This window comes from Kolteria novifilia (assembly GCA_007748055.1).
Lineage (GTDB): Bacteria > Planctomycetota > Planctomycetia > Kolteriales > Kolteriaceae > Kolteria > Kolteria novifilia.
The window spans coordinates 442,549-460,721 of the sequence record CP036279.1 but is presented as its reverse complement, the minus strand read 5'-3'; the positions used below and the strand labels follow the sequence as shown (position 1 = coordinate 460,721).

Below are 18,173 nucleotides of genomic sequence, written 5' to 3'. Positions count from 1 at the left end.
ATTTTCGCGTTCCCGTTCATACTGATGCCACAACAAGTACAGGGATGCTCGGAGTAGCCTGTCGTGGTACGGATAACGGAATTTTTGTACACTAGTTTTTGTGGGGGCCGTCCAGGTACTGGCCCGCTTTCTAGATCCATCGACCATTCACCATGAGAGCAAGCCTTCAGTCCGTTGATCTGCTTGATGACGCCGGTAACCCCATCGACGGATTGGTATCGGTGTCAGCCCCTCCGCATGCGCTCTCGGTAGATGAAGCGGAGGTATTGCGACAGGCGGCACTCTTCTCCAATGTCACCTATGTTCTCTTTCGGCGGTTTGCGGACGAACGCTCGTCGCAGCCGCTTGCGTTCGTTGTCGACAACGAAGATGAACATCTCGACGACGGCCAGCTAGCCAAACTGCACCACGAGCTCTGGCTCAATGGCGTGGCACCACTTGTTTACGTGGGCTGGCCCACACGAATCGACATCCTGAGCTGCGCCCGTGGACCTGACTTCTGGCATGGGGATAAACGGGTCTACGAACCGGCCGAGCAACTCGAATTGGCAGCAACAATCGATTCGGAACTGGCCAAACGCCGTCGTTATTCCGCGTTCCGTCTCGCGGATGGTACCTTCTGGGAAGATCCCCAAAACCAGCCGCTGGCCAACTACGAAAAGGCAGCTCACCAGTCCCTGATCGATGCGATCTTCGAGGCGGATCAGAAGCTGGAGGGACAGGATAATCCAAACCTCCGGCGTCTGTTGCTATTGACGGTGCTCATCAAATACCTGGAAGACCGCGGTGTCTTTCCTCGCAATGGTTGGTTTGCGAGGTTTCACAGCGGGGCGAGAACATTCTTCGATGTGCTCGAGAGTGGTCGCCCCGAATGCGTCCTCCGATTGCTGGAATCGCTCGAAAAGAAGTTCAATGGGGATGTCTTTTCCTTGCCGTCGAAGGAGACGTTGACCAAGACGGCGTTGCTCCATTTCTCGGAACTCGTCGAAGCACGAACGATCCAGCGACAGCGATACCTATGGCAGCAATATTCATTCAAACATCTTCCGGTTGAGGTGATCAGCCATCTCTACGAAAGATTCGTCAAGGGTAGTACATCGGTCTACACGCCGCCCTTCCTCGCTTCGCTGCTCCTCGACTACGCCATGCCCCATCACCGGCTAACGGGTACCGAACGAGTCCTCGATCCAGCATGTGGTTCAGGGGTGTTTCTCGTCGGCGCGTTTCGTCGCCTTGTGAGCGTTCAACGGTCCAAGGGAGAGTCCGTCAGTGTCGACATGCTAAAGTCCATTCTGAAGAATCAGATTTTTGGCGTTGAGCTGGATTCCGACGCAGTTGATCTGACCGCGTTCAGCCTGGCTCTGGGCGTCTGTGATTCTCTTCTACCCGAAGTCATTTGGAAAGAATTGAAGTTCGATCGTCTCCGAAACTCGAACATTTTCGAGGCGGACTTTTTCGATTCATTCCGTGATGATGAGGGCATTGGGTCGGTCGGCCAATTTGACGTCATTCTGGGAAATCCTCCCTTTGAATCGGCGTTCTCGGAACCGGCCGCGCGAGTGAACAAGGATCGGGTTCCCGTTCGGGGCAAGATTCCCGACAAACAGATCGCGTATCTCTTTCTTGACGTTGCAACAGAGTTAACCACAAGTGATGGGACGATCTGTCTGATCCAACCCTCGGGGTTTCTCTACAATCTACAGTCTCACGGTTTCCGGTCGGAAATAGCCAAGGCTGGACGTCTGCAAACGCTTCTCGACTTCACTTCCGTTCGGAATCTCTATGGTGCGGATACCAAGACGGTCGCGGTTGTTCTTGGTCGTGAGTCAAACGCTCCTATTCCCCATCTCACGTTTCGCCGAACTTACGAAACGAAGCAACGAATTGGATTCGTCCTGGATCACTATGACAACAATCGCCTCACATCCGAGGAACTCATCGCGAATCCACGTGCGGCTCGGGCGAACCTACTCGGCGGTGGTCGATTGTCGGCAATGGCCAGAAGATTTGCCGAAATGCGGACACTTTCAGAGTTTGTGGCGGAAAACGGCTGGCTGATGGGGGAGGGGTTTATCGAGGGGACGAAGAACCGACGGCCGGGAAGACATCTGACGGGGTTACCGTTTTTGCCGACGCGTGAACTGAAAGAAGAGGGTTTCAACCCCGACGTGCTTGAGAGGGTTGAGGCAACAGAATTCTATCGACCGGGACGTCCCGACTTGTTTCAGCCACCGTTGGTCTTGATTCGTGAACACGAGTCCCTGCCCATCGCCTTCTGGGAAGAGGGACCACTTGCATACAAGGACAAGATTGTCGGCATTCATGCGCCCAGGGAGAGCCGCGACGCACTTCATCACTTCTACAGGATTCTTCTGAAACGAAGGCAGGTGCTTCAGTTTGCGGGCTCACTAAACGGATCGCAATCGCTCGTAGGTAAGGCGACTGCGTTGTTGAAAGGTGACATTGAAGGCCTGCCGTTTCCAGAGGATGAATCAGAACTCGACCTGGTCCCTTGGGAAGCCTCGCTTGTCGACGATACACGCTCCTACTTTGTCGATTTTGTTCGCCTTGGGCAAGATTCCCTTCTTCTAAGAGAGTCTGCGAATCAAGAGGTGGTTAGCTCTTATGCATCGTTGTATTGCCGAATGCTGGGAAGTATCTACGAGAATCTTCAGCCTGCCGAACCAGTCTTCCTGGATGGTTTGATTTGTCAACCATTCTTCTTCGGTGACGAGCCGGCGATTGAATGGCTGGGGCCGAATTGCGAAGAGCAACTTCGGTCACTCGTCTTCGACAATTCTCGCGAGTACTTGAGGACGGTTCGAGTCGTCCGGTACTATCACCAGAACGTTGTTTTCATCGTAAAGCCCGATCGGTTGCGGTACTGGATCAGATCGACCGCCATACGCGATGCCGATGATACGCTCGTCGACTTGCGGAAGCAGGGGTACTGACAATGGCCGAGGGCGAACTGAACCGCATCACAACCGGAATCGCTCCAAACGAGTATGTGGAGAAGACGTTGCAGTTTGTGAGGGACCAATTGCCCCGATGGAGGGATGATGCGAGTCGACCAAGAGTCGATGCCGAGGAGGAACTGAACGGACAACTCTGCAAGCAATTGAACGTCGCAGCACGTCGAGAGAATTTTTCGATGGCATACTTTCAGCACGAAGAAAGGCAGTCGGGTCGACGTCGAGTGGACCTGTCCGCGCTTCCGCCCGTATCGGCGGACATTCAAGGTCGATCATACAGTAACTACGACCCTTTTCTTGTCATCGAGTGCAAACGCTTGCCTGCTCCGGGAAGTGACCGAGATCGCGAGTACGTCACCGGAGGAGACAAGACATCGGGTGGTATCCAGCGGTTCAAACTCGGCGTTCACGGGGGAAGGCTGAGGGATGCCGCCATGATCGGCTACGTACAAGGGGGCACCTTCCGCAAATGGTTTCGTTCGATCAATGGCTGGATCGGTGAATTGGCAGCATCGTCGTGCGATTGGTCTGCCGACGATTGTCTTGGGAACCTATCGACGGATGAGAAGAGCCGGGTAGCTCGCTGCACGTCGGTTCACGCTCGTGTCAACTCGGAGACCAGCGAAGTCAGACTGACACACCTCTGGGTCGACATGAAGAAGCGATGATAGCGCTCGTTCGGGTATTGAACCACCTTTTGGGGGCCTTGGAACGCGAAAGCGATGACGCCAAGTACGCTGAATGGAGAGCGTCGTCTGGCTCCCGGTGTGGAGAACATCATGGATGATGAGCTTCTGGAAACGTCGAGGGAACGACTTTCCGAGGAAACGCCCTCACTCCGCGTCCTCTTTGATCGGGTGGTTGGGGAGGAGCCTTTCGTGAGGCTGCCGGATGAGGAGTTGATCGACGTTCTCGCCGCGCCGACGGCGGAGAAGCGAGATCTTGTCATTGGCGGGTCGGTCGACGAGAAGTCGGGGACAGCCGTGTTGGTTCGGGGGACGCTCGACGCCTTGCTGGTACCGTTGTCGATGTTTGCCGCGACGCCGAGGAGTAAGCCGGACTCTTCGCGGCTTTCGTTTCGCGACTACGGCAACACGATCGCTTTCGGGGAGTACGAGGCGGCGGTCGATGCGGTCCTCTGGGAAGTTGATGCCGACTTCCGCAAGCGAGCCAAGGCGGGGGAGAGGAACGTGGCCCAAGGATTCGGAGCGTCGCTTCGGCGTCTTCGTCTCCAGCGTGGGCTGTCCCAATCGGACTTCCCGGGCATCACCAGGCGAACCATCTCCCGCCTCGAGAACGGCGAGGTCGCCAAACCCCACGGAGCCACGCTTGATGCCATCGCGGACAGGCTCGGCGTGGGGCCGGAAATGATCGAGACGTACTAACGCTGACGGCGCCGATGTTGCTTTGTCTCTAGATCGTCGCCCGCGAGCCAATCCATATCCGACAGCTCAAGCGGCGAGGTCGTCGATTTCCGTCGTGTAGACACCAAATTCGTGGGGCCCCTTCTTCGCGTGTGCACTTCTTGTTTGTGATTGTTCCCACGAGCGTTTGGTGCCATTTCGGAGCCACGTGTAGTACTCGTGGTAGATCGGTCCCATGAGCCTTTGATAGTCCTTCTCCGGCAATCGTCGCGCACGGAGTTCGTCGTGGATCGGGTCGATTTCCCCGATCAATGTCGAAATGACGAACGCCGGTTCGTCTTCGGGATCCTCGGTTGGACGTCCCGGCTTGACACCAACCCACGCGGGAAACCGGTTGCAGATCCAGATCGCCCGATCGATGTCGGGGTCGTCGATGCGCGAGTAGAACTCGCTCCAGAGCGTGGCCATCGTCTCCACCACCTTTGACGACCGGAAGACGAGTTCAAGATCGAGGGTGACATACTTATCTCTATCGTTCATCGGTGTTGCTCCCTACTGCGAGGTGTCACTCCGAGATTCCGTGAAGAGCGCCATCGACGACCGAAGTTCGGTACACGAACCGAACAATCGGGGAATCCACGTCGCAACCGTCAATAAACAACGACGGATGGTGGGACGCGATCTATCCTACTTGTCCTAGCAGACCGTTGAACGATTCGATGCCGGCTGCGAAGGGTTCTCTCGACCAATCTCAGTGTCGAAGAAAACTCGACCAATCTACGGATTCGCCTACGTTTCTTCTCCTTGAGCTTGGCCGAGATTTCTCCTTCTCGCCTTGGCCCGCATACTTCAACAGCCTGCGAAGTCGGACGAACGTACCCACGATCGTGTTTCGAGGCGCGAACCGGATTCGGGACGACGCCCCATCCATGACACCTTCGGCGTCATGTCGGAGGATATTGGCCTGTTACAATAGCCGCCGCCGCGGTGCATCGGTACTTCACTCGTGAATGGGAACCAACATGGCAACCAACAGGGTCGTGATCTATTCGAACGGCATCGCGGACTTTCAGCGCTGCTACACGGTGCGCGCCGCGTCGCCGGAGCGGATCTCCATCCCGGTACGGCAGGATCACCTCGCCGATGTGCTCGCGTCGTTCAACGTCTTTGGGGAGGTCTCGCTCGACGCGCCGCCGACCTTTCGGCCGACCAACGAGCGGGAGGGGAATCTCTCGATCAATGCCAATCGGGTCGTGGAGGACCTGGCGACCTCGCTCAGCGGGGCGCGGGTGCGGATCGAGCGAGTGAGTGGTTCGGTCGAGGGGACGCTCGTCGGTTTGCACGAGGAAGAGGAAGCGACCGCAGGCGAGCCGGTCAAGGTGAAGTCGGTGATCGTGCTGACGGCTTGCGGCTTGCAGCGCTGCCCGCTGCGCGAGATCCAGACGCTCCGGTTTCTCGATGAGGAGGTACAGGCCGAGATCGACAAGTCGCTGCAGCGCAACTTTCAGCGGATCAAGCCGAACAGCACCTACGTCGAGATGACGGTCAGTACGACCGAGGAGGAGACCGACGCGGTGGTGCAGTACACCCTGCCGGCGGCGGCGTGGAAGATCTCCTATCGCCTGCGGTTGTCGGAGGATCCGTCGAGCGAGCTACAGGGCTTCGCGGTCGTCGACAACATCACCGAGGAGGACTGGACCGACTTCACCGCCTGCGTCGTCACCGGCGACCCGATCACCTTTTCGACCGACCTGGCCGACTCGAAGACCCCCGCTCGCAAGCACGTCGATCTCGTCAGCGAGATGGCTCTCGGTTCCGTCGATGTGGAAGCCCCCGTCATGATGGCCGCTCCGATGGAGGAGAGTGACGAAGAGCTCGATAGGGAGAGGGGCAGCGTCGAATACTCGGCCATGCCGCTTGGAGCATCCTTCAAGAGCAGAACGGGTCGAAGTGCCAAGGTCGCGGAGGCGGAGGTTCAGGAAGTCGGGGACTTTTGCCTCTTCGAATCGCCCGGTGCGGTGACGATCCCCGCGAAACGCTCGGCGGTGATTCCAGTCTTCACCACGGCGATCGCCGAAGCCAAGCGTGTGCTGCACTACAAGCATGAGCATCACGGCACGCGGCCGTATCGGTCGGTCGAGTTCACCAACGAGTCGGCGTTCAGCCTCGGTCGTGGCGTTTGCACGGTCTATGAGGAGGGAGCGTACAGTGGCAACTGCGTCGTGCCGCCGATGAAGCCGGGCGAGGTTCGGCTGTTGGCTCATGCGCTGGAGACCGGAGTCGCCGTTCAGACGGAGAGGCAACGTCTACGCGACAAAGACGTGTCGATCAGTTTGGTCGATGGGGCGTGCTACACGAGTACGGTTCATCTCTGTTCGACCGACTATCACGTTCGCAGCAGTCGCGAGGAGCGCTACGAGCTCTTCCTGGACCATGACTTTCGCTTGTCGGAGCCGGAGGTCGAGGCGGTGCTCTTGCAGGATGGAGAGGAAGGACTGATCGCCATCCGCGACCGGCTTTCCGAAGGGGTGCGTTATTCGATCTCGCTGCCCGCCAAGGCCGAGCTGCGCTTGCGAGTGTCCGAGAAGCGGCTCGTCAAGTCGGAAGTGAGGCTGGTCGATGTCTCCGGCCAGAGCGAGTACGCCAAGATTGGCTGGCTCATCGACAACATCGTCAAAACCAACGGGCCGCTGGCAGACGATCCCGGCGTTCAGCGCTGCGTCGCGAAGTTTCAAGAGCGGGAGGCGATCCGGGAGAAGATCCGCGACCTCGTCAACCAGACGGAACAGTTGGCCACGCGCCAGGAACGGCTGCGCAAGAACATCAAGTCGGGCGGTCAGGACGAACTAACGACCCGTTGGCGTCAGGAACTCGACGAGGCGGAACGAATGATCCAAGAGATTGATGAGGTCACGATCCCGAAGCTGCGCGAGCAGGAGAAGGAGATCGAAGGACGTTTCCGGGAGGCGATCAAATCGTTGTCCGCCGAATGGAGCGCGGAATCTAAGTAGGTCACCACGAAGCGAACGTGGAGTGGGCGCAGAAGTCGCCGCGACGAAGAGCCGCTTGAGGACACCGTTCGAATGCCGCCGAGTTCATCGTGGGAATTGGAACGCGGTCTTCCGTCTGATCCCCTCTGTTGGTTTTGCGGGGAGGCGGCCTCGAAGCCGTACGCGAGCAACGCGGTCGGGTGCGTCGTCTTTAGCTGCGACATCTTTGTGTCCCACAACCGCGATCTCTCGAGGGAGGAGACGGAAGGGGAACGCGTTCACGTTTTCAATGATTGTGCGCGCATCTGCGATCGCTGCGTCAAGTACTATCACTCCCAATGCGCAGACTTGGATCCCACCTACCTTGCCCATCACCGAGAGCACGCCAAGCGACTCTACGGAGACATCGCGAACTTCGAAACCGGTCTGGTCAGTTTTGAGGAACGGGCCAAAGACTATCCGGAGTCGGAGTTCGGTTGTTGGTTCCACCGGTATCCGTGGAAGGGACTGCGAAGGCGGTTCCGAGGTTTGCCGCTACAGCATCTCTTCGAACGAGGCTTGCGGTTCAAGGGGGAGATTGTCTTCGACGAACCGGAGTTGAGTCACTTCCTCGATCGGTTCTCGTCGGACGATGTTCCGCGGTGGGAGGTGACCGATGGCTTTCGTTGGCACGTCCGCCGCGTGTTCGGCGTTCTCGACCCCAAGAAGCAGGAGCGGTTCGCGGCCGTCCGCACGGAGATCGCCGACGTGACGTTGGCGGATATCACCGAGAGATCGGGCTCAGTGGATGAGAACGAAGAGTAAGCGTCTGAGACGATGTTGCCCTCCGCAAGGGAACGATGGATCGAGACCGGCCATCCCATTCGTGCCGACAACAACACAGGCTGACATCCGTCCACCGGCAATCGGGGAGGACGCTACGACAGTTTAGCAGTCCGTTGATTTAAGCGGGCCAAGGCGAGAACGAGCCATGTTGGCCAAGATCAAGGAGGCGGAACGCAGGCGAATCGGTAGATTCGTCGAGGTTTTCCAACGCCGAGATTGGTCAAAAGAGCCGTTCGCAGCCGGCAGCGAATAGATCAACGGGCTGTTAGTACGTCACCGCGAGGCGGAAGGTAAGGCCTTGGGCCCAGAAGTCGGTGGTGTGGAAGGTGAAGGAGGGACGGGCGGGACCGACGAGGGGGCCGTTGCCGGAGAGAATCGGGAATTGCGAGTTGTTGATCACCGGGTCGATCTGGTCGCCGGGACGGGCGACGGTGTTGATCCAAAGCAGCGAGTAGCCCGCGGAGAGCTCAAGGTATCGCGAAAGACGATAGCCGAGGTTGAGGCCGACCTCGGGGATGACCGCGAAGCGGTGCTGGCGATGACCGCCGATGTTGGTTGGCAGCGCGAGCAGGCCACCGCGAAAGTCGGTGACGGTTCCGTCGGCGGCGACGACATGGGTGAGGCCGTTGATGTCAGCGGTCTGGATCATGTCCCCAAGCGCGATTTTGCCGAGCAGGTCTAGGTGGAACCGTCCCCAGCGGTGCGTCGACCGGACGCCGAGGGTGCCGCCGTAGAAGTTGTTGTCGGTTTGGAACTGGTCCTGGAGGAAGACGTGGTTGCCGCCGAAGCCGGGAACGCTGGGGTCGACGTCGAACTGTTCGTCGATGGTGAGCCGCTCGTCGAGTTCCACGAAACGAAAGCCGCCGAAGAGACCCAAGCGATGGTGTTCGCGATCGACGAGCAGGTACGAGCCGAGTTGCTCGATTCCCCAGAAGGAGCTTTGCGACGCGATGGTCGACGAGCCCGAGGCGACGCCGGGGGTCGAAATCCGCGTGGTGTCGGGCAGGCCGGTCACCGCGTTGGTGTAGGGCCGCGCGAGGACCGGGTTGCCGCTTGACGCGAAGCTCGTCTCGAAGGAGCGGTCATCGAGGAAGAACCCCGCGACCTCGGCACCGACGCGAGGGTTCGATTCCCATCGGTAGCCGAGCGTGAAGCGGCCGCCTTGGCGAAAGCGGTCGGCGAAGTCGAGGCTGTCGACCGCGATGGTCGTTCCCGGCGTCCCGACGATCCCGGTTCCCCCTTCGGTTAGCAGAGGTGGCACCCCGGCGTCCTTGATCCACCAAAGCAAGTACTCGGCGGAACCCCGAAAGCCCGACCGGAGCGTCGGGGGACTCGCGTCGATCCCATGGCCAGCGTCGAGATCACCCGCGGAAAGCGACCCGCTAGCGGCGAGCCCGAGCATCAAGGTGAGCGTGATTCTCATGGCACTCGCTTGGGATTGGGGCTTGGTGTTCGGGGGAAGCTCTCCTCGGATGGATCGACCCGGACACGGCGGAGGGTCCAGCGTCCCTGGCTCGAGGTGGTGATCGAGCGCGTGCGAAATTAGCGGTTGTGACGAAGAAAGGGGTGGTGACGAAGCGGGGGTTGGTTGTCGTCTCTTGGCATGGGATGTGCTTTCCGTCCCTGGCGGGGTCACCGAGGGGTTGGCCGGAAAACATGTGGGCATGTCGCGAGGGAGGAACCGATGGGCGTCCGAGCCAACCAGGGGTATCCAGCCGAGAACGCCGACTGGGAAGTGGCGGTGCCACCCTTCTCGTACAACCCCGCGGCGTGGTCGCAGCGAATTCCGATCTGCGTCCTGGCCTCGATCGCGTGCGTCATCGCGATCCACCTGTCGCTCTATCAGTGGGGGCTGATCGACGAGGTTTGGGATCCCTTTTTTGGCAAGCAGAGCGAAGAGGTGCTCAAGTCGAACGTCGCGGAGATGATCCATCGCTGGGTCGGCATTCCCGACGCGGCGTTGGGAGCCTTCGCGTACCTGGGCGACGCGGTGTATGGGTTGGCCGGATCGACACGGCGGTGGCAATATCGGCCCTGGATGGTGATCCTCTTCGGGATCGACGTCATCCCGCTCGGCTTCGTCAGCGCGCTGCTGGTCTTCTGTCAGGCCACGATTGTGGGGCAGTGGTGTTTTCTCTGCATCGTGACCGCGATCATTTCGCTGATTCTCGTCTACATGGCCTTCGACGAGGTCTATTCGTCACTGAAGTATCTCTACCTCGTGTGGAAGAAGTCGCGCGACACCCGCATGGTGTGGAACGCGCTGTGGAGCCAGCCGGTGCCGGTGATGGACGAGATCGAACGCGAGCTGCTCGTTGGGGCGAATGCCTGAGTTGGTCGCCACGGGAAGAGGTTGGTGGACGAGCCATGTCGGGGGTGGAGTTGCCTGGAATGATGGGTGCTCGCCGCATGCCGCATGCCCACGCAAGTGTGGGCATACTAACCGGATCACGCAAGCGTGGGCATATTAACCGGATCACGCAAGCGTGGGCATATTAACCGGATCACGCAAGCGTGGGCATAGTAACCGGATCACGCAAGTGTGGGCATAGTAACCGGATCACGCAAGCGTGGGCATAGTAACCGGATCACGCAAGCGTGGGCACGGCACCCGGAGGCGAACCTTCATAGTGGAAACAACGGTTGGACGAGGGAGAACGCGATGTGGGCGCGAGTGGTGGAAGCGATGCTTGGGTGTTGGTTGGCGATGAGCCCGTTTCTGTTCGAGCGGGTCGAGTCGGTTCCCTCGTTGACGCTGGTCGAGTTCGGGTCGGCGCTTGCCGTGATCCTCTTGGCGCTCGGGTCGTACTGGGGGCCAACGCGGCACGCGCATCTCGGGTTGGTCGTGGTCGGTGCGGCGCTGGTGGCCTATGGACGGTTCTCGCATCCGTACCCGCTTCCCGCGGCGCTCCAGAGCGCTATCATGATCGGCCTGTTGTTAATGATGTGCGCGATCGTCCCAAACCACGCGAGTCGGCCACCGGAGCACTGGTTCGACGAACAGCCGTCGCTCAACTGAGGGGCGAGCGATCGCCCAAACCTGGGTATGCAGACCGCAGGTTGGTGTTTTTGTGACCAGTGGTCGCGGCTGACTCTGAGAGATCCCGACGAATCGAGCCGAAATCGGCGCCTGTTCGCGATCAGACCTCTTCCCGGGCGAGCGTCGACTCGACCTGTCACGGCTTCCCCTAGAGTCCTGATTGGTTCCTTCATAGCCCAGAAGACTCTTGGGTGCCATGCCCACGCTCGCCGTGGGCATGCGGGAAACGCCTGTGATTCGGCGCGTTTCCGCGTGATTGAGGGAATCGGTTTCATGTAGCGACCTTGCCAATCAGGACACTAGCGTGGCGACAACGAGCCTACCGATCCCTTCCCGCGCACCGCTGAACACCCCTCCGGCGAAGTAGGCCTCAAGTCGACGCGCTACCGACCAATATTCACGGACACCGCGCGACTCGGCATGGCGATTGCGACGTCAAAAGGAAGGAAGAGCAATGCCGCGATCGCCGCACCGCTCTTGCCTACCCCATGGCCGTGGCGGACGCCTCGACCATCCAAACGTTCACACTCATCGCCGAGGAGGTCGATGCCATGTCATACGAACGAGTCAAAGACATCCTTCGAGGGATCCGCGACTTCCGCGCCCAGGTCAAGGAGTACTACTCGGAAGTCGCCTACCAGGCCGAGAACGAGCGGGCTCATCTCTTGATCGACTACGTGAGCACGCTGGAAGAGGACTTCAAGAACGAGCTCGAGCAACTGGGTGAGGAGCAGGCCGAGAAAATCCTCAACACGTGGTTTCAATACCTGCCCCAGCACGATGCTAGAGCCGCCTTTGAAGGGAAGTCGCTCGATGCGGGGTTGAGCTACGACGACGTGGTGGAACGAGTCGCTTCGTTCCAGGAGCATCTCGTCGAGCTCTATCGGCAACTCGCGAAGATAGCTCCGTCTCCCTCGACCAAGGAGTTCTTCGCGAACCTCTACGAAGTCGGCCACGAACGGCTCAAGCAGGAGAGTTTGGCGAGCCTCCAGTTCAAGGACGCGCAGTAACGTCGGCCTGACGAATCGTCGTCGGATCGGCGCAAGCACGAAAGGAAGGGACACGAAATGCCACGACCTGACATCCAGCATGCTGGACAACCTCCTTGGCGACTGCACGGCAAGGCCGCGCTCGCCGGAGCGGTCACGCTCACCGTCGTCACGATGGCCGTCATTCTGCTGATCGCCGAAGTGACCATCCCGACACTGCTGAGCATGGCTCTTTTCTCGATGGTGACCGGAGCGATCGTCGGGATGGCGATCGCGAGCGTGGTCGCGTCGCGAGATCTGGAACGCCGCGACGCCTCGGCTCCTGACAAGAAGACCGAGCAGTTCGCTCATCGCGGCTTCTAGTGCCTTGTCAGATCCAAAGGTTCGGGTGGCACTGAATGCTGGTCAGCCAGTGAGAAGTGATCGTGGGTTCACAACCCTAGATCGAGTCGGGCATCGGGATAGCGCTCGCGTGGGCATGCGGCAGAGGTCTCTCATTCGGCCGACCCCCCGGACGTGAGGGGACGAGATTCGTCGCGAGGCCGACAACGACAAGTCAACAGTTCATCGACGGAGGAATGGAAAGGGAAGGTGGAACAATGGATCGCGAGCGAGAAACGGTGCTGATTACCGGTAGCAGTGGGCTCTTAGGCCGCGCGACGGCGCTGGCCCTGGCGCCGAACTACCGGGTGATCGGACTCGACAACGATATCCCAGAGACCGCCAACGGGGCCGAGACCGTGAAGGTCGACCTCACCGACTCGGAGGAGGTGACTCGGGCGATACAACGCGTGAAGGAGATGTCCGAAGGCAGGCTCGCGAGTGTCATTCACTTGGCAGCCTACTACGACTTCTCGGGCGAGGACAGCCCCCTTTACGACGAGTTGACGGTGAATGGGACCGAACGGCTACTCCAGCAACTGCGGCAACAAGCGATCGACGTGGAGCAGTTCGTCTTCTCGAGCAGCCTCTTGGTCATGAAACCGACCGAGCCGGGGATCGCGATGACCGAACTCTTCCCGACGCAAGCCGAATGGCCCTACCCGCAGTCGAAGCTCGAGACCGAGGAACTGTTGAAGCGGCACCACGGCGACATCCCGCTCGTCATCCACCGCATCGCGGGCGTCTACGACGAGGAGTGTCACTCGATTCCGATCTCGCAACAGATCAAGCGGATTCGTGAGCGGGAACTCGAGAGCTACGTCTATCCGGGGAATCCCAATCATGGACAGTCCTTCGTCCACCGAGAAGACGTCGTGGCCTGTTTGGTCGCGACGGTCGAGCGACGTCACGACCTCGATCGGGAAGAGGTCTTTCTGATCGGCGAGGAGGATGTCGTTAGCTACGGCGAGATGCAGGAGCGTCTGGGCGAGCAGATCCACGGGCAGGAATGGCCGGTGATCCGAATTCCGAAGATGGTCGCCAAGGCGGGAGCGTGGGCGAAGGACAACCTGCCAGGAACGGACGATCCGTTCATCAAGACCTGGATGATCGACTTGGCGGATGCTCACTACGAGCTTGACATCACCAAGGCGAAGAGTCACCTCCGCTGGACGCCCAAACACTCGCTTCGCGGCATGATCGCCAAGATGGTGGCGAATTTGGAACGCGACCCCGAGGCATGGTACCAGCGGCACGGGCTCGAGGTTCCCAACGCGGTCGCGAATTGACGCTCCGCGTCGCTCTCGCGACGTGCTCACGCTGGCGGTGGACCAGCGGATGACGCCCGTCATCAAGCGTGCCGGGTGCCAAGCCCACGCTGGCCGTGGTCATACGGGAAACGCTTCTGATTGAGCACGCTCCCGCACGACCGTGAGAAAGGGGCTCACGTAACGCCCAGATGCTGACGACTCCACAACGTCGACGCGGGTGAGCTTCCGGCCACCATCGGAAGAACGCCTCCTCGCTCGCGTCGGCCCCTTCCCACCCCTCTCGATCTTCTTCTCGACCCAACGAGCGGGCGGCTGGCACGCCAAGTTCGGCTTCCCCTGTCGCTTTCGAGGAACTATTCTCGATCGTGGAGACGCGGCGACGCGCTCTCCCCAGCCTCGACCAACCTTTCCCCGTTTCTCGCCTACAGAAAGGGTTTTTCGTGAAGAAGTGGACGACGTTCCTCGGTCTCGGCGCGGTCGCCGGGACGACCTTGGCCTTGCTGCTCGTGACCGGACCGCGGTTGGTTCGCGCCGAGCGCAGTGAGCGGGGCGGAGAGGCAGACACCGCGGCGGCAAGCGCGGGGCCAAAGTACTGGAACCCCATCATCAAGAGCCACGGCGCGGTCGTTCGGTATCCCGACGCGGCCCAGCAGCCTCGCGACGGGAGCAAGATCGTCGTCGACATCACCCGTTCGGGGAAACCCGACGTGCTCAACTCAGGCGTCGAGAAGGTGGCCCGCTTCGTGAACATCTACGAGGGAGCGGGAAAGAAGCCGGCGAACGTCGACATCGCGATCGTCCTACACGGCGGGGCGACCCTGACGGCGCTCAACGACGAAGCCTACGCGAGTCGATTCGGCGTCGAGAAGAACCCGCACCTGGACTTCTACAAGGAGCTTCAACAGGCCGGGGTGAAGGTCTACCTCTGTGGACAGGCGCTGGCCGCGAAGAAGGGGACCCCCGAGCAGGTCGCCGATCACATCCCGTTGGTCACGTCCGCGTTGGTCGCGCTGGTCAACCATCAAGCCGACGGCTACGCGTACATCCCGCTCGGGAATTGAGATCCCGTCGAGTCGCATCGTCGCTCAACGACCTCTTGGGTGCCATGCCCACACCGCGGGTGGGCATGCGGAGAAGACGTCGATTGGCGGCACGTCGCGCTTGCTCCAAGTCATCCGACTTGTGTGGTGGGCCACAGTCCCACTCTACTCGTTGGCGTCACGAACGGTTTGTCGGGTCAATTCTTCTTGAGGGTGATGGCGGTGCCGCCGCGGACGACCGTTTCGAGATTGGGGTTGGTCGTGATCGCCTCCATGTACTTCGGGTCGGCCATGCGCGGGTTGATGTTGTGGGCGAGGATCAACCCGCCGGAACGAAGGTGGGGCAGCAGTTTGTTCACATAGTCGACGTATCCGGTCTTGTCGGCGTCGAGGAAGATGATGTCGATCGACTCGTCAAGTTTCTTGATCTCTTCGTGAGCGTCGCCCTCGACGATCGTGATCATCTCCTCCATGCCGGCACGCTTGAAATTGGCGCGGGCGGTCGAGGCTCGCTCCTGGTCGATCTCGTAGGTCGTGAGCTTGCCGCCGGTCTCCTTGAGAGCCAACCCGAACCAGATCCCCGAGTAGCCGGTCGAGGTGCCGAGCTCGACGATGTGTTTGGCGCCGGTCGACTGGGCGAGGATGCGCAGGAGCCGGCCATCGTGTTCGGGAACGTTGCGGAACCGTTGGTTCGCGGCGATGTCCTCGAGAACGACCAACGCGTTCTTCTCGAAGTCGTTGGCGGCCAACGGCCCCTTTTCGAGTTCGACGTCGCCTGGAAGTCGCTCGGTTCCGCCTCCCGGGCCACGTTGGGCATAGGCGAGTCCGAGGGTCGCGGCGAACACGGTGATGACCAACGCGATGGTCACGGTTTGTTGGGAAAACATCTTCTCGTTGCCTCCTGGCATCGCCGGCGATGACGCGCACGCGCCAGACGCGGGATGCCGAACGATGACCGGGTACGTGGTGCATCCGGCTGGCGAGGTGCTTGCGGCTGGCGACGGCCCGTCGAGGCCGAAGCGGGATGCGTTCCGAGATCAGCGTAGGGGCGAGACCTCCGGAAATCCATAGGCGATCTGGTCGTCGTCGCCGGGAAAGCTGCCTGTTTGCGGGCATGCTCCCTGGGATCGTCCGGGCGGTTGCGTCGTTGATTCCACAAGCCGCGCCGTCGGACACTCGGGAAGGCGACGGGGGTGTTCGTGAACCGTGGGGCGGGAGATGACGTAGTGGCCAAGGGAAGCGACGCCCGCTTCTCATCAACTTTGGCGGTGCGCGCCCTCCTGGTCGCTCGCCGCCGCCCACCTTGGAGAAACCCCCGTGGTTTCGAGGCTATAGGAAGGCCAGGAACATGACGAAACCGTTGCCCACCGGTTTCTTGGTCGGCATGGCGGGAACGCTCGCCCTCTTCGTCTCCTTTCATGTCTCCGCCAACGAGCGGGAGGATAAGAGGTCTCTCTATCCTCCCGGCAAGCTCGGCGAGACCGTGCGCCTAGGGGAGGAACTCGTCAAAAGAACCCAGGAGCATCCCCTCGCCAAGCCCTATGTCGGCAACTCGCTCAACTGCACCTCGTGCCACTTGGAGGCGGGAACCCATCCGCGGGCGGCGACCTTTCTTGGCACCGCTCGCGCCTACCCGGCGTGGTCCCCGCGCGAGCAGCGGGTGATCACCTTGGAGGATCGGGTGCTCAATTGCTTCATGCGAAGTCAGAACGGTGTCCGTCCTCCCAAGGGTAGCCGTGTTTCGGTGGCGATCACGACCTACATCACCTGGCTGTCGTCCGATCAGCCGATCACGATGAACCACGATAAACCGCTGGGGCCGAACCATCTCAAGCTGATCAAGCAGGAGCGAGCCGCGGCCGACCCCAAACGGGGGGCGACGCTCTATCGGCGGCACTGCGCCGACTGTCACGGGGAGCGGGGCGAAGGCCTCGACGACGCCCCGCCCGTGTGGGGACCGCGTTCCTACAACAGCGGCGCCGGCCTGGCGACCAATCACAAGCTGGCGTCGTGGCTCAAGGTCGCGATGCCTCCCGGCGAACCTCTCGCCAGCCAACGCGATGTGCTCGACATCGCGGCGTACGTCAATTCGAAGCCCCGTCCCAAGTTCGTCTTGCGCGAGCACCTACCGGCCAGCCATCGACTTGGCGAGTACAACGCCGAGAAGGCGGAGTAAGAGGCAGACGCCTGGGTGGCGGCACCAGGCTCGCGACCGGCGCGGTTCTCTTGCTCAGAAACCTGGTGTCAGCCTATTGTCAGCCTTGTCGCCCAGAGCGGTGTAGACGTCGAAGTCGATTGTTTCGTTGACGAAGACGATCGAGCCGTCGCACATCAGGAAGTTCCCCCCGCCGGGATGAGTGCTCGAGAAGCCTCCGTTGTTGCGGTAGTAGTTGGCGGCATCGCGCCGAATGCTGGGGCTGTTGAGCCGTTGCCCGGTGAAGGCGATCGGGAAGTTGTCGGTGAACGCGGCTCCCCAGTACAGCGTCTCGGCGTTGCGTTCGCCCGCCATGAAGGTCGACTTGGTGCCGTCGGTGATCTCACGAAGTCGGGCCCCATAGGGCGAGCGGTTGGCGATACCTGGCGTCCGTTGCCAGTAGGGGCGGAAGGCCGCGGAGACGTGCCAGGAGGTCTCCGTCTTTTGCTCGGTGATGCAGTGAGCGGTGGTGGTATCGCTCACGGGGCAGTCGGGCGTTCCGAAGTCGGGACGAATCGAGCCGGCGCAGAGGGGATAGTAGAGTCCCTGGATTGCCTCGTCACTGCTCCAGCCCCGCCAATCACCCATCATCGGCCTTAGCGACGCGGAATTCGGGTTCGTCGGGCAGGCATAGGCGGGGAACACCTCGTTGAGAAAGACGGCCTTGTTGGTGCCGCTGTTGTAATCGATCTCGAAATTGATCCGATCGTAGGTCGGTTGGAGATCGAGATAGGGCATGACGAGCTCCGTCCACGCGTGCCGTGAACGCCCGAGCGAGTAGGAGCTTCCCATCGGAAAGGTCGCGTGCGCCTGGTGGTAGTTGTGCATCGCGACACCGATTTGTTTGAGCTTGTTCGCGCAGCTCATCCGCCGTGCCGCTTCACGGGCCTGCTGCACCGCGGGAATCAGCAGCGACACCAGGATGCCGATGATCGCGATGACGACGAGGAGCTCGACGAGGGTGAAGGCGGAGGGACACCGCTTGCGGGAAGTGTAGAACATCGTGCTGAATCCTCTTTCGATCGAAGTTCCAAGGAGAGAAACCTGCCGGGAGACTCGTTTCGTGGCGCACGCCGGGCGGAGTGCCGAGATCCCTGCGAAAGC

At 60.5% G+C, this 18,173-nt stretch carries 15 protein-coding genes; 11 read left to right on the top strand and 4 right to left on the bottom strand.

From position 1 onward, the window contains the following. The first annotated feature begins 152 nt into the window (after nt 1-152). Together Pan216_RS01710 and Pan216_RS01705 are read left to right on the top strand one after the other, a co-directional pair. Nucleotides 153-2,954 (top strand): HsdM family class I SAM-dependent methyltransferase, encoded by a 2,802-nt coding sequence (locus Pan216_RS01710; RefSeq protein ID WP_145253925.1) that lies wholly within the window; start codon nt 153-155, stop codon nt 2,952-2,954. Between the two features lie 800 nt (nt 2,955-3,754). Beyond that, a complete protein-coding gene (locus tag Pan216_RS01705) occupies nt 3,755-4,360 on the top strand; it encodes a helix-turn-helix domain-containing protein (protein ID WP_419193153.1) in 606 nt (201 codons plus the stop codon). A gap of 66 nt (nt 4,361-4,426) precedes the next feature. On the opposite strand, the gene Pan216_RS01700 is transcribed toward Pan216_RS01705, so the two are convergent. Further along, on the bottom strand, nt 4,427-4,879 hold the full coding sequence (locus tag Pan216_RS01700; RefSeq protein ID WP_145253919.1) for a hypothetical protein: 453 nt from the start codon (nt 4,877-4,879) through the stop codon (nt 4,427-4,429). 482 nt (nt 4,880-5,361) lie between these two features. On the opposite strand from Pan216_RS01700, the gene Pan216_RS01695 reads away from it, so the two are divergent. Next, a complete protein-coding gene (locus Pan216_RS01695) occupies nt 5,362-7,350 on the top strand; it encodes a hypothetical protein (RefSeq protein WP_145253915.1) in 1,989 nt (662 codons plus the stop codon). Nucleotides 7,351-7,422: 72 nt separating this feature from the next. After that, on the top strand, nt 7,423-8,133 hold the full coding sequence (locus Pan216_RS01690) for a hypothetical protein (RefSeq protein ID WP_145253912.1): 711 nt from the start codon (nt 7,423-7,425) through the stop codon (nt 8,131-8,133). 286 nt (nt 8,134-8,419) lie between these two features. Here Pan216_RS01690 and Pan216_RS01685 read toward each other — a convergent pair whose 3' ends face one another. Further along, complete coding sequence (locus Pan216_RS01685; protein WP_419193152.1) at nt 8,420-9,577, bottom strand: BBP7 family outer membrane beta-barrel protein; 1,158 nt, start codon at nt 9,575-9,577, stop codon at nt 8,420-8,422. A gap of 261 nt (nt 9,578-9,838) precedes the next feature. Between Pan216_RS01685 and Pan216_RS01680 the strand changes: the two genes are divergently transcribed. The 6 genes from Pan216_RS01680 to Pan216_RS01655 all read left to right on the top strand — a co-directional run bounded on the left by Pan216_RS01680 (nt 9,839) and on the right by Pan216_RS01655 (nt 14,896). Further along, nucleotides 9,839-10,486, top strand: coding sequence for a vitamin K epoxide reductase family protein (locus Pan216_RS01680; protein WP_145253906.1), 648 nt, complete (start codon nt 9,839-9,841; stop codon nt 10,484-10,486). Between the two features lie 330 nt (nt 10,487-10,816). After that, complete coding sequence (locus Pan216_RS01675) at nt 10,817-11,173, top strand: SPW repeat domain-containing protein (RefSeq protein ID WP_145253903.1); 357 nt, start codon at nt 10,817-10,819, stop codon at nt 11,171-11,173. A 572-nt stretch (nt 11,174-11,745) separates the two neighbouring features. After that, nucleotides 11,746-12,204 carry a hypothetical protein gene (locus Pan216_RS01670; RefSeq protein ID WP_145253901.1) on the top strand — a complete coding sequence of 153 codons (459 nt, stop codon included), beginning with the start codon at nt 11,746-11,748 and terminating at the stop codon, nt 12,202-12,204. A gap of 57 nt (nt 12,205-12,261) precedes the next feature. Then, the gene (locus Pan216_RS01665; RefSeq protein ID WP_145253900.1) at nt 12,262-12,546 is read left to right on the top strand and encodes a hypothetical protein; all 285 of its coding nucleotides are present in this window, start codon (nt 12,262-12,264) and stop codon (nt 12,544-12,546) included. A gap of 236 nt (nt 12,547-12,782) precedes the next feature. Beyond that, complete coding sequence (locus Pan216_RS01660) at nt 12,783-13,853, top strand: NAD-dependent epimerase/dehydratase family protein (RefSeq protein WP_145253897.1); 1,071 nt, start codon at nt 12,783-12,785, stop codon at nt 13,851-13,853. Nucleotides 13,854-14,275: 422 nt separating this feature from the next. Continuing rightward, complete coding sequence (locus Pan216_RS01655) at nt 14,276-14,896, top strand: DsrE family protein (protein ID WP_419193151.1); 621 nt, start codon at nt 14,276-14,278, stop codon at nt 14,894-14,896. A gap of 176 nt (nt 14,897-15,072) precedes the next feature. On the opposite strand, the gene Pan216_RS01650 is transcribed toward Pan216_RS01655, so the two are convergent. Then, nucleotides 15,073-15,762, bottom strand: a complete 690-nt coding sequence (locus tag Pan216_RS01650) for an O-methyltransferase (RefSeq protein WP_419193150.1) — start codon at nt 15,760-15,762, stop codon at nt 15,073-15,075. 461 nt (nt 15,763-16,223) lie between these two features. On the opposite strand from Pan216_RS01650, the gene Pan216_RS01645 reads away from it, so the two are divergent. Further along, the gene (locus Pan216_RS01645; protein ID WP_145253889.1) at nt 16,224-17,051 is read left to right on the top strand and encodes a c-type cytochrome; all 828 of its coding nucleotides are present in this window, start codon (nt 16,224-16,226) and stop codon (nt 17,049-17,051) included. A gap of 54 nt (nt 17,052-17,105) precedes the next feature. On the opposite strand, the gene Pan216_RS01640 is transcribed toward Pan216_RS01645, so the two are convergent. Then, on the bottom strand, nt 17,106-18,071 hold the full coding sequence (locus Pan216_RS01640; protein ID WP_145253886.1) for a DUF1559 domain-containing protein: 966 nt from the start codon (nt 18,069-18,071) through the stop codon (nt 17,106-17,108). Nucleotides 18,072-18,173 lie beyond the last annotated feature (102 nt).

Bases quoted from the DNA above. Each gene is read 5' to 3' on its own strand.
- Pan216_RS01710 (WP_145253925.1), top strand. From the start codon at position 153: ATGAGAGCAAGCCTTCAGTCCGTTGATCTGCTTGATGACGCCGGTAAC.
- Pan216_RS01705 (WP_419193153.1), top strand. From the start codon at position 3,755: ATGGATGATGAGCTTCTGGAAACGTCGAGGGAACGACTTTCCGAGGAA.
- Pan216_RS01700 (WP_145253919.1), bottom strand. From the start codon at position 4,879: ATGAACGATAGAGATAAGTATGTCACCCTCGATCTTGAACTCGTCTTC.
- Pan216_RS01695 (WP_145253915.1), top strand. From the start codon at position 5,362: ATGGCAACCAACAGGGTCGTGATCTATTCGAACGGCATCGCGGACTTT.
- Pan216_RS01690 (WP_145253912.1), top strand. From the start codon at position 7,423: ATGCCGCCGAGTTCATCGTGGGAATTGGAACGCGGTCTTCCGTCTGAT.
- Pan216_RS01685 (WP_419193152.1), bottom strand. From the start codon at position 9,577: ATGAGAATCACGCTCACCTTGATGCTCGGGCTCGCCGCTAGCGGGTCG.
- Pan216_RS01680 (WP_145253906.1), top strand. From the start codon at position 9,839: ATGGGCGTCCGAGCCAACCAGGGGTATCCAGCCGAGAACGCCGACTGG.
- Pan216_RS01675 (WP_145253903.1), top strand. From the start codon at position 10,817: ATGTGGGCGCGAGTGGTGGAAGCGATGCTTGGGTGTTGGTTGGCGATG.
- Pan216_RS01670 (WP_145253901.1), top strand. From the start codon at position 11,746: ATGTCATACGAACGAGTCAAAGACATCCTTCGAGGGATCCGCGACTTC.
- Pan216_RS01665 (WP_145253900.1), top strand. From the start codon at position 12,262: ATGCCACGACCTGACATCCAGCATGCTGGACAACCTCCTTGGCGACTG.
- Pan216_RS01660 (WP_145253897.1), top strand. From the start codon at position 12,783: ATGGATCGCGAGCGAGAAACGGTGCTGATTACCGGTAGCAGTGGGCTC.
- Pan216_RS01650 (WP_419193150.1), bottom strand. From the start codon at position 15,762: ATGTTTTCCCAACAAACCGTGACCATCGCGTTGGTCATCACCGTGTTC.
- Pan216_RS01645 (WP_145253889.1), top strand. From the start codon at position 16,224: ATGACGAAACCGTTGCCCACCGGTTTCTTGGTCGGCATGGCGGGAACG.
- Pan216_RS01640 (WP_145253886.1), bottom strand. From the start codon at position 18,071: ATGTTCTACACTTCCCGCAAGCGGTGTCCCTCCGCCTTCACCCTCGTC.